Origin of the sequence: Kitasatospora sp. NPDC059795 (assembly GCF_042732175.1) — a bacterium.
Taxonomy (GTDB): Bacteria; Actinomycetota; Actinomycetes; order Streptomycetales; family Streptomycetaceae; genus Kitasatospora.
In genome coordinates this window covers 32,144-45,105 of record NZ_JBHWID010000002.1, presented here as the reverse complement: position 1 = coordinate 45,105, position 12,962 = coordinate 32,144, and the positions used below count along the sequence as shown (strand labels likewise).

The following is a 12,962-nucleotide window of genomic DNA, read 5'->3' as shown; positions in this document are numbered from 1 at the left end:
GCTCCCGACGCTGCGGACGGACCCCGCCGGCACCGGCCCGATCGTCCCAGGATGCTCGGACGGCGGGCCGCGATTCTCAGACGGCCACGGCCTGTTCCGCCGCCTTCTCGGCGCCGGCGGCCGGCTCCAGCAGCCGGATCGCCACGTCCGGCGCGAAGCCGCTGTCGTGGGCGACCCGGCGGGCGAACTCGGCCAGGCCCGCCAACTGGCGCTCGCCCAGCGAGAAGTCGAGCGCCTCGCTGAAGTACCGCTCCAGCAGCGGCGCGTCGAACGCCTCCCAGCGGGCGGCCTGTTCGGCCACCTGGCCGGCCTCGGTCAGCGACAGGTCGCGGGACTCCAGGAACGCCCGGTGCACGGCGGCGGTCAGCTCCGGGTGCTGTTCGACGTACTCGCGGCGGGCGGCCCAGACCGCGAAGACGAACGGCAGCCCCGTCCACTCCTTCCACATCGCGCCGAGGTCGTGCACGGCCAGCCCCTGCCGGGGGGCCTGCTCCAGCGAGGCGCGCAGCGCGGGGTCGCCGATCAGGACGGCGGCGTCGGCCTCGGCGAGCATCGCGTCCAGGTCGGGCGGGCAGCTGAAGTACTCGGGGCGGACGCCCTCGCGCTCCTCCAGCAGCAGCCGGGCCAGTCGGACGGAGGTGCGGCTGGTCGAGCCGAGCGCGACCCGGCGGCCGTCCAGCCGGTCGAGCGGGAGCTTGCTGACGATCACGCAGGACATCACCGGCCCGTCGCTGCCGACCGCGATGTCGGGGAGGACCACCAGCCGGTCCGCGTTGCGCAGGTACTCCACGCAGGTGATCGGGCCGAGGTCGAGCTCGCCGGCCACCAGCCGGTCGCTCAGCTTCTCCGGGGTGTCCTTGGTGAGGTCGAGGTCGAGCAGGGTCCCCGTGCGCGCCAGCCCCCAGTAGAGGGGGAGACAGTTGAGGAACTGAATGTGTCCGACCCGCGGCCTGACCGCGGCCGCCGGCCGTTCGGCTTCCCGACTGCTCACCGTGTGCTCCCTTGCCGTTGGTGCTCTCCCGGCAGGGTATGCCCGCTGCTCCCGAGGGCCCGCACCCGGTGCCCGACACACCGTTCGGGGGCCCTCCGACACGCCCTCCGACACGCCCTCCGGGACGCTCTCCGACACGCTCTCCGACACCGTCGTTGGCCCCTGGTCGGGGCCGCCACCGCGTGCTACCGTTCACGTCAGTTGCAGTTTGATTCCCCTTGCAGTACTTGGAGCCTGCGGAGCATGTAACCGCAGGCTTTTTGTAATTTTTCAGCAGTATCAGGCATCAATTGAGCATTGATTGAGACTGGTGCGAAAAACTCCGGGCTCGTCCGGAGGCAGGGCGATCAGCGCAGCGGACCCGGGCGCCACAAGGTGTGGTGTCCACTACGTCCCTTGCAAGGAGAACGGTATGGCGACCGGAACCGTCAAGTGGTTCAACGCCGAGAAGGGCTTCGGCTTCATCGCCCAGGAGGGCGGCGGCCCCGACGTCTTCGTCCACTACTCCGCCATCAACGCGAGCGGCTTCCGCTCGCTGGAGGAGAACCAGGCGGTCAGCTTCGACGTCACCCAGGGCCCGAAGGGCCCGCAGGCCGAAAACGTCGTCGCTATCTGACATCTCTCACTTCTGATCGCTCACGGCCCCTCGGGTCCGTATGAGTAGCAGTTCCCAAGGGGGCCCGCCGGACGGCGGGCCCCCTGCCTTTTCCCCGCGCGCAATTCCCGCCCGAGTTACTCGTCCGTATTCCGGACACAATTCCGGCGAATCGCACCCGGCCCCGCCCCCACCCCGCTTCCCGGGGCGCACCCCGGCGGGGGGATCATCGAGGCATGCACCGCCTCCGGTCCGCCCACCGCACCCTCGACCGGACGCTGCGCCGGATCGGCATCGACACCTACCTCCTGCTGCTGCTCGGCACCGTCCTGCTGGCCACCGTGCTGCCCGCCCGGGGTGTCGCCGCGAGCGCCGTCGGCGTCGGCGTGCACCTGGCCGTCGGCCTGCTGTTCTTCCTGTACGGGGCCCGGCTGTCCCCGCAGGAGGCGCTGGCCGGGGCCCGGCACTGGCGGCTGCACCTGCTGATCCTGGGCTGCACCTTCGTGCTGTTCCCGCTGCTCGGCGAGGCCACCCGGCTGCTGCCCGACGCGGTGCTGCCGCCGGAGCTGTTCACCGGCGTCCTGTTCCTGACCCTGCTGCCGTCCACCGTGCAGTCCTCGATCGCGTTCACCTCGATCGCCGGCGGCAACGTGGCCGCCGCGATCTGCGCCGCGACCTTCTCCAGCCTGCTGGGCGTCGCGCTGACCCCGCTGCTCGCCGCCTGGCTGCTCTCCGGCGCGGCGGGCGTCTCGGTGGACGGCGGCCAGGTGCTGGACGTGGTGCTGCAACTGCTGGTCCCGTTCGCCGCCGGCCAGCTGTTGCGGCGCCGGATCGGACCGTGGATCGCCCGGCACCGGCTGGTGACGCAGCTGGTGGACCGGGGCTCGATCCTGCTGATCGTCTACAGCGCGTTCGGCGAGGGCGTCCGCGAGGGCATCTGGAGCCGGGTCACCGCGGGCCAGTTGCTGGCGCTGGCGGCGATCTCGTCCGTGCTGCTGGCCATCGTCCTGGGCTTCACCCACGTGGTCTCCGGCCGGCTGGGCTTCGACCGGGCGGACCGGATCACCATCCAGTTCTGCGGCTCCAAGAAGTCGCTGGCCAACGGCCTGCCGCTGGCCACCATCCTGTTCCCGGCCGGCGCGGTCGGGCTGGCGGTGCTGCCGCTGATGCTGTTCCACCAGATCCAGCTGACGGTCTGCACGGTGCTCGCCCAGCGCTGGGCCCGGCATCGGCCTGACGGACAGTCAACAGCTACGCTGCCCAGGTGACTTCACTGCCGGAAACCCCGCAGACCCGGGTCGGCGCGGCCGAGCGCGACGCCGCCGCCGAACGCCTCCAACAGGCCTACGCCGAGGAGCGGATCACCCACGAGGAGATGGAGCAGCGCCTGCAGCAGGCGCTCACCGCCACCACCCGCGCCGAACTCGACCTGGTCACCGCCGACCTGCCTGCGAGCCCGCCGGACGACGACACCGCCACCATCGCCACCGCCGGCGGCCGGATCGTCCGCCGCGGCGCCTGGCGGGTGCCGCGGACGCTGAAGGTCGCCTCCGCGTTCGGCAAGGTCCGGCTCGACCTGTCGCACGCGATCATCGAGCACCAGGTGGTGGACATCGAGCTCGGCCTGGGCTTCGGCCGCGCCACCATCACCGTCCCGCACAACGCGACCGTCGACGTGGACGGCGTGCAGGGCGGCTGGCAGGACGTCCGCTACCGGCCTCCGCGCCACGCCGTCCCCGGCGGCCCGCTGATCCGCATCACCGGCGCCCCCGGCTTCGGCCGCCTGCGCGTCCGGCACGCCCGCAGCCGCTGACCGGCGGCCCCCCGCTCAGAGCCAGCCGCGCTGGGCGGCCTTGATGCCGGCCTCGAAGCGGCTGGCGGCGTTCAGCCGCTCCATGATCGACGCCATGTGGCGGCCGACGGTGCGCGAGGAGAAGCCCAGCCGCTGCCCGGCCGCGTCGTCGGTGAGGCCGGTGCCGAGCAGCCGCAGCAGTTCGCGCTCGGTGGGGGTGAGCCCGGTGGCCGGGTCGTCGGAGGTGGTGGCGCCGAGCGGGACGGCGGTGTTCCAGGACTGCTCGTAGAGGTCCAGCAGGGCGCGCAGGATGCCGGGCTCGGTGACGTGCAGCGCGCCCTTGCGGTTGTCCTCCGGGTCGATCGGGACGAGCGCCTCCCGCCCGTCCACCAGCACGATCCGCTGCGGGACGGTGGGTGCGGTGCGAACCTCGCCGCCCTGGCTGAGCAGCCAGTGCGCGTACCCGGACACGTGCGGCTGGTTGCGGGTGGAGTCCTGGTACAGCGTGCGGACGGCCACCCCCCGGCCGAGCACCGCGGCGTCGCCGGGCCGGGACGCGTCGAGGTCCTCCGCGTGCTGCCGGCCCGGCTGGCTGCTCAACACCTCGACGGCGGCGGTGCGGCCCATCTGCTCCAGCCGCCGGTGGATGGCGTCCAGGCCGGTGAGCCGCTCGCCGTGCGCGGCGTGCTGCTCGGCGCGGTCGGCGACCATCCGGGTCACCGCGGCCCTCGACGCGGCCAACGCGGCCTGCCGGGAGGCGAGTTCGGCCTCCTGCCGGGCCAGCATGTCGGCCAGCCCCACCTCCGGGTCGACCGCGCGCATCCGGCCCGGGTGCTCGGCGGAGGCGCGGACCAGCATCAGTCCGCCCAGTTCGTCGAGGCAGTCGTGAATGTGGCCGGGCGTCAGGTCGCAACGTCCCGCCAGGTCGTCGACGGAGTCGGTCGGGTGGTCCAGCATGGCCTGATAGACCCGGCCGGACCGGGCCGACAGTCCGAGCGCTTCCAACATGGTGGCTCGCCCCCCTCGGGCATCGCTGTGGAGACCCCGTGAATCCCCCCGCACGGAGCGTCACGAATCCTCCCAGGGCAACCAATCGTCCACAAGATCGAATTTGCGGCTTTGCTGAGCTCTCGCACCGGATGCCGGAAGGATCCTGCGTGTGCGCCGCATCACCGTTCGGACACCTACGTCCGGTTTTTCGAACTGCTTAATGATGTGGACATGCCACCGTGTCCGACATCGGACAGGCCGGTTGGCGCCATCCGGAACTCCTTCCACCCGCCCCGCCGGGCGACGAAAGTAGTGAGTGCCGCCAGGGAGGAACACCACCGGGCGGCGGACCGGACCAGACGTCAACCGCGGGACGTCGCACCGGGCCGATCAACCCCCTTGCCGAATACGACAGTTGAGGACGATTACGCCATGAAGCGCACCCGCTCCCCGAAGGCCGCCGCGGTCCTGCTCGCCCTGGGCGCCCTGATCGCCGCCCCCGTCGCCCTGGCCGCCGCCGCCCACACCCCGGCCGCCACCACCACCCTCGCCGGCGACAGCCTCGGCTGGGGCGGCACCACCCCTGCCGACCCCACCCCCACGGCCACCGCCACCCCGACCGGCACCGCCACCCCCGCCGGCGGCAGCCTCGGCTGGGGCGGCTGATCCCTGGTGGAGATCGTCTACACCAGCCTGCGCCGCAGAAGCACCGCCGACCCGGCGCCGCCGGGTGAGACCAGCGAGGTGGTCGGCATCCTGTGGGCGCACGCCCGCCCCGAGGAGCGCCTCCAGCACCTGACCGCCCGCAGCGAGGCGGACCGCGTCGACCTGCTGGTCTACCTGCTCGGCCCCCGGCCCGACGCCGACACCGCCGACCAGCCGCCCCTCGCGGTCGCCCACGACCTGCTCGCCCGCAGCCACCGCGCCTCCCCCGTGCTGCACCGGCGCTACCTGCCGCCGACCCCCGCCCCGTCGGGCTGCTGAACCCCCGCACCCGACAAGCACGTCCGCCTCGCCGCGCCACCGACCGCTGGCCCTGCAGGACAGCCGTCCGCCCGCGCACGTCACTCAGGACCGGTGCAGTACAGGCAGGTTCGCCATGCCCGCCGCCCGCCGCACCGGAACCATCGCGCCGCACCCCCGGAAAGGGGTGCGGGCCGCCGGGCGGTCAGAACTCGGAGGTGTCCAGGCTCAGGCCGAACGGTTCCGGCAGTTCGATCGGCTGCCCGAACGGAAGCGGCCCCGCCACCCGGGTGTAGCCGAGCCGGCCCGGCTCCGAGAACAGCGTGCAGGCGCAGTCCCGGCGGTCGATCAGCAGGTAGAGCGGAGCCCCGTACTCGGCGTAGCGGCGCGGCTTCACCACACGGTCGGTGGCGTCGCTGTCCTCGGACGTCACTTCGACCACCAGCAGCGTCTGGCCGGGGAGCAGCGCGCCGCTGCCCTTGGCCAGTGCGCAGGGGACCACCGCCACGTCCGGGACGAACCAGTTGCTGGACCCCGGAAGATCGAGGTCGCCCGAACCCATCACACAGTCGAGCGCGCGGACCTTGTCGTTCAGCCGGCACCGCAGGTGACTGGCGGTGGCCTCGTGGTCCCACCCCAGCGTCATCGGCTCGATGACCCCTTCGATGATCTGGACGCGCTCACGGGCGTGGTGCTGGATCGCGTACTTCAGCGCCTCTTCCGGATCGACGGAGCTGTACGGCAGTTCGCCGGGCAGAGCACTCATCGAGCCCTCCTTCGTCGGCCCCACGCTATCGATCGGCCCCCTCGCGCCATAGGGCTCTCACTCCAACGAGCGACGGCCCGCACCCCGGGAAGGGGTGCGGGCCGTCGGGTGGAACAGGGAGCGTCAGGCGGCAGCCGGGACGGCGGCCGGACGGTCCTCGGCGAGGAGGTCGCCGGTGGGTCGGTTGTACGCGGCGAGGTCGAGGGTCTTCTCGCGGGCCGAGACCAGGATCGGGACGACGACCTGACCGGCCACGTTGGTGGCGGTGCGCATCATGTCGAGGATCGGGTCGATGGCCAGCAGCAGGCCGACGCCCTCCAGCGGGAGGCCCAGGGTGGAGAGGGTCAGGGTGAGCATCACGATCGCGCCGGTGAGGCCGGCGGTGGCTGCGGAGCCGATCACCGAGACGAAGGCGATCAGCAGGTAGTCCTTGATGCCGAGGTCGATGCCGTACACCTGGGCCACGAAGATCGCGGCGAGCGACGGGTAGATCGCGGCGCAGCCGTCCATCTTGGTGGTGGCGCCGAACGGGGCCGCAAAGCTCGCATATTCGGACGGAACGCCCAGGCGCTCGGTGACGCGGCGGGTGACCGGCAGGGTGCCGACCGAGGAGCGGGAGACGAAGGCCAGCTGGATCGCGGGCCAGGCGCCCTTGAAGAAGTTCAGCGGGTTGAGGCCGGCGACGAAGCGCAGCAGCAGCGAGTAGACGCCGAACATGACGATCGCGCAGCCGACGTAGACGTCGATGGTCAGGGTGGTGAAGGGCTTGAGCAGGTCCCAGCCGTAGAGCGCGACGGCCTTGCCGATCAGGCCGATGGTGCCGAGCGGGGCGAGCCGGATGACCCACCACAGGGCGGTCTGGACGAGTTCGAGCACGCTCTCGGAGAGCCGGCGGACCGGGGCGGCCTTGTCGCCGAGCTTGAGGATGGCCGCGCCGACGACCACGCCGAGGAAGACGATCTGAAGGACGTTCACCTTCAGGAAGGCGTCGGCGATGTTGGTCGGGATGATGCCGGTCAGGAAGTCGATCCAGCTGCCGCCCTTCTCCACGCCCTTGACGCCGGCGGTGGAGATGTTGGCGCCCTTGCCGGGGTCGGTGAGCAGGCCGAGGCCGAGGCCGACGGCGACCGCGATCAGCGAGGTGGCGAGGAACCAGAACAGCGTGCGGGCGGCCAGCCGGGCGGCGTTGGTGACGTTCCGCAGGTTGGCGACCGAGACGATGATCGCGGTGAAGACCAGCGGCGGGACGGCCAGCTTGAGCAGCTGGACGAAGGTCTTGCCGACGGTGTCGAGGGTGGTCTTCAGCCAGGACACGTCGCCGGACCGGGCGATCCAGCCGAGCAGCAGGCCGAGGACCAGGCCGCCGACGATCTGGACCCAGAACGGGGTGCGTCGGATACGTCCCAACAGGGTGGGCGCGGGCGCGGTGGACATGGGTGTGCGACTCCGGTGAGTGCGGGGGTGGTGGGGAGGGGGAGGAGGCGGCGACACGCCGGACGCGGGGCCGGGTGGTGAGACCCGGCGACTGACTGCCGGACAGCGGAGCTGCCGGGCGCGTCAGGAGCGGCGTGCCGCCCGCATACAGCCGCCGGAGCGACAGCGACACGGGCCGTCCACGGCACCGGGCAGACGCGGGCAGCGGGACATGAGCGGGGTGCTCGTCCCGGTACGGCGCGCGGCGTCTGCGGTGGTCATGGTCGGTAGATTAGCAATAAACCTTTGAGATGTTCAAAGTACTTGTTTGAGGTCGTCCCCGAACGACCCGTTACTGATGGATCATCAGCTCGAACGGCCTACATCCAGCAGCTTTGACGCCCATCCGGTTATACGTATAACTTGAGGCTCGACAGAGGCCTCGCCGGAAGGACGCCCATGGGCTACGCCGCACTGCTCCGCGCCCCGCACGTCACCCGGCTACTGGTCGGCACCCTGGTCGGACGCCTGCCCGCCGGCATGACCGCGCTGGTCATCGCCCTCGCCCTGCGCGAGGCCGGCACCCCGTACAGCCGGATCGGCCTGGCCACCGCCGCGTACGCGATCGCCGCCGCGGTCGGCGGCCCCGTCCTCGGCCGGATCGTCGACCTCACCGGCCAGCCCCGCGTCCTGCTCGCCTCCGCCACCCTGGCCGGCGGCGGCTACGCCCTGCTCGCGCTCGCCCCCGGCTCCCCCGTCGCCGCCCCGCTCGGCGCGGCGATCGCCGGCCTGTGCATGCCGCCGCTGGAGCCCTGCCTGCGCTCGCTCTGGCCCGACGTCGTCGAGGAGGAGCAGCTCGACACCGCGTACGCCTTCGACTCCGCCTCCCAGCAGGTGCTGTACGTCGCCGGGCCGCTCGCCGTCGCCGGGATCGCCGCCGCGTTCTCGCCGTCCACAGCCCTGTGGACAGCCGCCGTGCTCGGCCTGATCGGCTCGCTGGTGGTCGCCACCGCCGCCCCGGCCCGCCGGTGGCAGGCCCCGCCGCGCGCGGAGTCCGCCGGGCTGCTCGGCCCGCTGCGCTCCCCCGGGCTGGTCGTGCTGCTGGTCGGCCTGAGCGGCGCGGGCTGGTCGGTCGGCGCGCAGGCCGTGCTGTTCATCGCGTACGCCGAGCGGCACCCGGGCGGCCTGCCCGGCGGCGGCGGTCTGCTGCTGGCGCTGGCCGCGCTGGCCGGCCTGCTGGGCGCGCTCGCCTACGGCGCGGCGCCCTGGAAGGCCGACACCGCCACCCGCACCTGGGTACTGGCCCTCGTCATGGCGGCCGGCACCCTGCCGCTCCTGCTGCTGCCCGGCCCGCCGGCGATGGCCGTGCTGGCGTTCGTCTCCGGCCTGGGCCTGGCCCCGCTGCTGGCCGCCGCGTTCGTGCTGGTCGCCGAGCTCGCCCCGGTCGGCACCGTCACCGAGGCCTTCGCCTGGCTGGTCACGCTGTTCGCCACCGGCAACGCGGCCGGTTCCGCGACCTCCGGCCTGCTGGTCGAGACCTCGCTTCCGGCGGTCGCGCTCTGCTCGGTCGCCGGCATCGCCGTCGGCGCCCTGCTGCTGTTCGCCACCCGCGCCCGGCTCCGCCCCGTGCCGGTCGCCCTGGCGGCCTGAGCAAACCGGTCGCCCGCACCGCCCGCGGCCTGCTTGGATGCGCCGCATGACGAGCATCCAACTGCCCGCGGGCTACACGGTCTCCACCGATCCGACCCTGCTCGACCGCGAGTCGGTGCACCGCTGGCTCTCCGAGGACGCCTACTGGGCCCTCGGCCGGGCCCGCGAGAAGCAGGACCTGGCGATCGACCACTCCCTCAACTTCGGCCTGTACGAGGAGACTTCCGGCACCCAGGTGGGCTACGCCCGGGTGGTCACCGACCGCGCCACCTTCGCCTGGCTGTGCGACGTGTACATCGCCCCGGCGGCCCGCGGCCGCGGCCTGGGCACCGCGCTGACCGCCGCCGTCCGCGACCGGCTCGCCGCACTCGGCCTGCGCCGCCTGATGCTGGCCACCCGGGACGCCCACGAGGTGTACGCCAAGGTCGGGTTCAACCCGCTCGCGCTGCCGGAGAAGTGGATGATCCTCGGCGAGCAGTAGGGCCCGTTCAGGCCGGCGCGGTGGACCGCCGCACCACCAGTGTGGTCGCCAACGGCTCGGCGGGCGGCGGCAGTTCACCGGCCAGCAGGGCCGCCAGGGTGGCCAGTCCGGCGCGGCCGAGCTGCTCGCCGGGCAGGTTGACGGTGGTCAGCGGCGGGCTGAGCAGCTCCGCGACCGGGATGTTGTCCATGCCGACCACCGACAGGTCGCCGGGGATCCGCAGCCCCAGCTCGTCGGCCGCCTGGTACAGCCCGGACGCCACCACGTCGTCGTCGCAGACCACGGCGCGCGGCCGGTCCGGTCCGGCCAGCATCTCCCGGGCCGCCCGCGCCGCCTCCCGGCTGCCCTCGTTCAGGCTCACCGCCCGCTCCTGCACGGCCAACTCGGCCGCCGCCGCCGCGAACGCCGCCTGCCGGACCCGGAAGGTGTATGCCGAGTGCACCGACCGCAGGTAGCCGATCCGCCGGTGCCCGAGCGCCGCCAGGTGGTCGACGGCGGCCTTCATGCCCGCCGCCAGGTCCAGTTCGACGGTGGGGCGGCCGGGGTTGGCCTCCGGGTCGGCGTCCAGGAACACCGCCGGGGTGTCGGCGGGCAGCCCGCCGAGCTGCTTGTCGTCCGGGGAGCAGATCAGCAGCCCGTCGAAACGGCCCGCGGCGGCCGCCTCGGCGAGCGTCGCCGCGTCCCAGCCGCTGGAGACCACCACCGACAGGCCGTGCCGGGCCGCCTCCTCGTGCACGCCGGTCAGCAGCCGGCCGAAGAACGGGCTGAGCAGGTTCGGCACCGCCAGCAGCACCATGCCGCTCCGGCCCAGCCGCAGCTGTCGGCCGGCCGCCTGCGGGCGGTAGCCCAACTCCCGTGCCGCGTCGTGGATCCGCTGCCGGGTCGCGTCCGAGACCCGGTGCCCGGCGCTGCCGGAGAACACCAGCGAGACCGTCGCCTGCGACACTCCCGCCAGCCGGGCCACGTCCCGGCCGGTCGGCCGCCGCCGCGCCCCCTCGCCGGACGAGCCGTCCGACATGCCGTCAGCCGGCCTGCGCCTGCCGGGCAGCGGCCCGGGCCGCGTCGTCCGCCTCGTCCTCGGCGGCGTCCCGAACCGCCGCACGGGCCTTGCGGGACTCCACCTTCTCCACGATCTGCGCCGACATCTCGTCGCGCTGCTTGTTCAGCACCACGTAGCTGATCGCCGAGGACGCCACCATGGCCAGCACGAACACCAGGATCAGGCCCAGGTCGCCCACCACCGGGATCACCCCGAAGTGCGCCAGCAGCAGGGCGACGAGCAGGCAGGCCAGAAAGATGCTCGCCCGCAGCGAGGTGTAGCGGAGCGTAGCGTTGATCTTGCTGCTCACCGGGGAACGTCCTTCACTGCCGGGTCGCGCCACAGGACGCGAGGGGGTAATGGCCCTCCCAGTGAAGCACGACCTCACATCGTTCAGGCGCGCAGGTCGAGCCACATCGTCACGTCGTCCCGGTCGTCGCCGGGCGCCACCCGGATCGCCCCGGGCACCCGGCCGACCTCGACGTAGCCGCTGCGGCCGTAGAACGTCTCCAGCCCGTGCCCGCCGCGCAGCGTCAGCCGCAGACCGTCCAGCCCCCAGCCGCGGGCGACCCGCTCGGCCTCGGCGAGCAGCTGCGCGCCGTAGCCGCGGCCCTGGAAGTCGGGGTGCACCATGACGCGCTTCAGCATCCGCCAGTGGTCCATCAGCCCGAACCGCATGTCCTCGACGAACAGCACCGCCGCGAGCCGCCCGTCGGGCTCGTACCCCGCCAGCAGCCGGTCCGTCCCCAGGTCGGCGAAGTGCCGCTCCGCGACCGCCCGCACCTCGGCCACCTGCACCGGCGGCACGAACCCGACCGCACCCCCGGCGTTCGAGACAGCCGTCCACAGCACGACGATCTCCTCCCGCAGTTCGGGGGTGAGGTCGGGGTCGAGAACGAAGCGAAGTGTCATGGTCGAACAGCCTACGTGACCATTACATCGCGGGCGTCGGAATTTTCCGCGGGGCCAGTGCCAGGCAGCACCCCACCGCCACCGCGCACAGCGCCCCCGCCGCGTACCAGGTCGCGTCGTAGTCGCCGAAGCGGTCTCGGGCCAGGCCCGCCAGCCCGGCGACCACGGCCGCGCCGATCTGGTGCGCGGCCAGCGCCCACCCGAAGACGATCGGTGCGTCCGCCCCGAAGTGCCGTCGGCAGAGCGCCACCGTGGGCGGCACGGTGGCGACCCAGTCCAGCCCGTAGAAGACCACGAAGGCCAGGATCGGCGGCCGCAGGCTGTGCCCGAACAGCGAGGGCAGCAGCAGCAGCGAGACCCCGCGCAGCGCGTAGTAGGTGATCAGCAGCCGGGTCGAGTCGAAGCGGTCGGTGAACCAGCCGGAGGCGATCGTGCCGATCACGTCGAAGACGCCGACCAGCGCGAGCAGCGAGGCCGCGGTGGTGACGGGCATGCCGTGGTCGTGGGCGGCCGGGATGAAGTGGGTGCCGACCAGGCCCGCCGTGGTCGCGCCGCAGATCGCGAAGGACACGGCGAGCAACCAGAACACCCGGCTGCGGGCGGCGTCGCGCAGCACCCGCAGCGAGCGGGCGATCGCCGAGCCCTCCACCACCGGCCGCGCGGGCGCCTCCGTCGCACCGTAGGGCAGCAGCCCGAGGTCGGCGGGCCGTTCCCGCATCAGCACCAGCACGGGCACGGCGACGGCGGTCGCGGCGAGCGAGACGACCACCACCGCGGTCCGCCAGCCCGCGCCCTCGACCAACGCGGCCAGCACCGGCATGAAGACCAGATTGCCCGCGGCGCCGGCCGCGGTCAGCACGCCGGTCACCAGCCCCTGCCGGGCCCGGAACCACCGTCCGGAGATGGTGGTGGCGAACGCGCCGGCCATCGAGCCGCTGCCGAGCCCGACCAGCACGCCCCAGCAGAGGATCAGCTGCCAGGCCTCGGTCATCAGGATGGTGAGGCCGGAGCCGGTGGCGATGGTGAGCAGCGCGCAGACCACCACCAGGCGCACCCCGAACCGGTCCATCAGGGCGGCGGCGAACGGGGCGGTGAGGCCGTACAGCGTGAGGTTGACGGAGACGGCGCTGGAGATGGTGGCGAACGACCAGCCGAACTCGTTGTGCAGGGCGTCCATCATCAGGCCGGGCGCGGAGCGGAATCCGGCGGAGCCGACCAGGACGACCAGGGAGACGGCGGCGACGATCCAGGCGTAGTGCAGGCGGGGCGCGGGCCGGGCCGGGGCCGGCTCGGCGGCGGACGTTTCGAGGAGTTCCTTCACCCGCCGAAGTCTGCGGTTCCACGCCCCGCCCGCACGACGGGTTTTGCTG

Annotated in this window: 15 protein-coding genes; 7 read left to right on the top strand and 8 right to left on the bottom strand. The window is 72.9% G+C overall.

Going from position 1 to position 12,962, the window contains the following annotated elements; genetic code table 11:
- Positions 1-76 precede the first annotated feature (76 nt).
- A complete protein-coding gene (locus tag ACFV4P_RS04190; protein WP_380467217.1) occupies positions 77-991 on the bottom strand; it encodes a menaquinone biosynthetic enzyme MqnA/MqnD family protein in 915 nt (304 codons plus the stop codon).
- Positions 992-1,403: 412 nt separating this feature from the next.
- On the opposite strand from ACFV4P_RS04190, the gene ACFV4P_RS04185 reads away from it, so the two are divergent.
- The 3 genes from ACFV4P_RS04185 to ACFV4P_RS04175 all read left to right on the top strand — a co-directional run bounded on the left by ACFV4P_RS04185 (position 1,404) and on the right by ACFV4P_RS04175 (position 3,399).
- On the top strand, positions 1,404-1,607 hold the full coding sequence (locus ACFV4P_RS04185; RefSeq protein WP_031063656.1) for a cold-shock protein: 204 nt from the start codon (positions 1,404-1,406) through the stop codon (positions 1,605-1,607).
- A gap of 215 nt (positions 1,608-1,822) precedes the next feature.
- Positions 1,823-2,854, top strand: a complete 1,032-nt coding sequence (locus ACFV4P_RS04180; protein WP_380467215.1) for a bile acid:sodium symporter family protein — start codon at positions 1,823-1,825, stop codon at positions 2,852-2,854.
- On the top strand, positions 2,851-3,399 hold the full coding sequence (locus ACFV4P_RS04175; protein WP_380467212.1) for a DUF1707 domain-containing protein: 549 nt from the start codon (positions 2,851-2,853) through the stop codon (positions 3,397-3,399). The genes ACFV4P_RS04180 and ACFV4P_RS04175 overlap by 4 nt, the downstream gene beginning before the upstream one ends.
- A 15-nt stretch (positions 3,400-3,414) precedes the next feature.
- Here ACFV4P_RS04175 and ACFV4P_RS04170 read toward each other — a convergent pair whose 3' ends face one another.
- The gene (locus tag ACFV4P_RS04170; protein WP_380467210.1) at positions 3,415-4,386 is read right to left on the bottom strand and encodes a LuxR C-terminal-related transcriptional regulator; all 972 of its coding nucleotides are present in this window, start codon (positions 4,384-4,386) and stop codon (positions 3,415-3,417) included.
- A 414-nt stretch (positions 4,387-4,800) separates the two neighbouring features.
- Between ACFV4P_RS04170 and ACFV4P_RS04165 the strand changes: the two genes are divergently transcribed.
- Entirely contained in the window at positions 4,801-5,034 is a 234-nt protein-coding gene (locus ACFV4P_RS04165; protein WP_380467209.1) for a hypothetical protein, read from the top strand.
- Positions 5,035-5,040: 6 nt separating this feature from the next.
- Entirely contained in the window at positions 5,041-5,352 is a 312-nt protein-coding gene (locus ACFV4P_RS04160) for a hypothetical protein (RefSeq protein ID WP_380467207.1), read from the top strand.
- A gap of 184 nt (positions 5,353-5,536) precedes the next feature.
- On the opposite strand, the gene ACFV4P_RS04155 is transcribed toward ACFV4P_RS04160, so the two are convergent.
- Both ACFV4P_RS04155 and ACFV4P_RS04150 read right to left on the bottom strand, forming a co-directional pair.
- Positions 5,537-6,097, bottom strand: coding sequence for a Uma2 family endonuclease (locus ACFV4P_RS04155; protein WP_380467205.1), 561 nt, complete (start codon positions 6,095-6,097; stop codon positions 5,537-5,539).
- Between the two features lie 123 nt (positions 6,098-6,220).
- The gene (locus ACFV4P_RS04150; RefSeq protein ID WP_073811457.1) at positions 6,221-7,531 is read right to left on the bottom strand and encodes a dicarboxylate/amino acid:cation symporter; all 1,311 of its coding nucleotides are present in this window, start codon (positions 7,529-7,531) and stop codon (positions 6,221-6,223) included.
- Positions 7,532-7,969: 438 nt separating this feature from the next.
- Between ACFV4P_RS04150 and ACFV4P_RS04145 the strand changes: the two genes are divergently transcribed.
- Together ACFV4P_RS04145 and ACFV4P_RS04140 are read left to right on the top strand one after the other, a co-directional pair.
- Positions 7,970-9,160, top strand: coding sequence for an MFS transporter (locus tag ACFV4P_RS04145; protein ID WP_380467202.1), 1,191 nt, complete (start codon positions 7,970-7,972; stop codon positions 9,158-9,160).
- 46 nt (positions 9,161-9,206) lie between these two features.
- Positions 9,207-9,641, top strand: a complete 435-nt coding sequence (locus ACFV4P_RS04140; RefSeq protein ID WP_380467200.1) for a GNAT family N-acetyltransferase — start codon at positions 9,207-9,209, stop codon at positions 9,639-9,641.
- A gap of 7 nt (positions 9,642-9,648) precedes the next feature.
- On the opposite strand, the gene ACFV4P_RS04135 is transcribed toward ACFV4P_RS04140, so the two are convergent.
- The 4 genes from ACFV4P_RS04135 to ACFV4P_RS04120 all read right to left on the bottom strand — a co-directional run bounded on the left by ACFV4P_RS04135 (position 9,649) and on the right by ACFV4P_RS04120 (position 12,913).
- Positions 9,649-10,659, bottom strand: coding sequence for a LacI family DNA-binding transcriptional regulator (locus ACFV4P_RS04135; RefSeq protein ID WP_380467198.1), 1,011 nt, complete (start codon positions 10,657-10,659; stop codon positions 9,649-9,651).
- A gap of 4 nt (positions 10,660-10,663) precedes the next feature.
- Positions 10,664-10,990: a DUF4229 domain-containing protein gene (locus tag ACFV4P_RS04130; protein WP_380467196.1), complete on the bottom strand. Its 327-nt coding sequence runs from the start codon at positions 10,988-10,990 to the stop codon at positions 10,664-10,666.
- 83 nt (positions 10,991-11,073) lie between these two features.
- A complete protein-coding gene (locus ACFV4P_RS04125; protein ID WP_380467194.1) occupies positions 11,074-11,592 on the bottom strand; it encodes a GNAT family N-acetyltransferase in 519 nt (172 codons plus the stop codon).
- Between the two features lie 22 nt (positions 11,593-11,614).
- Positions 11,615-12,913 carry an MFS transporter gene (locus ACFV4P_RS04120; RefSeq protein ID WP_380467192.1) on the bottom strand — a complete coding sequence of 433 codons (1,299 nt, stop codon included), beginning with the start codon at positions 12,911-12,913 and terminating at the stop codon, positions 11,615-11,617.
- Positions 12,914-12,962: the final 49 nt, after the last annotated feature.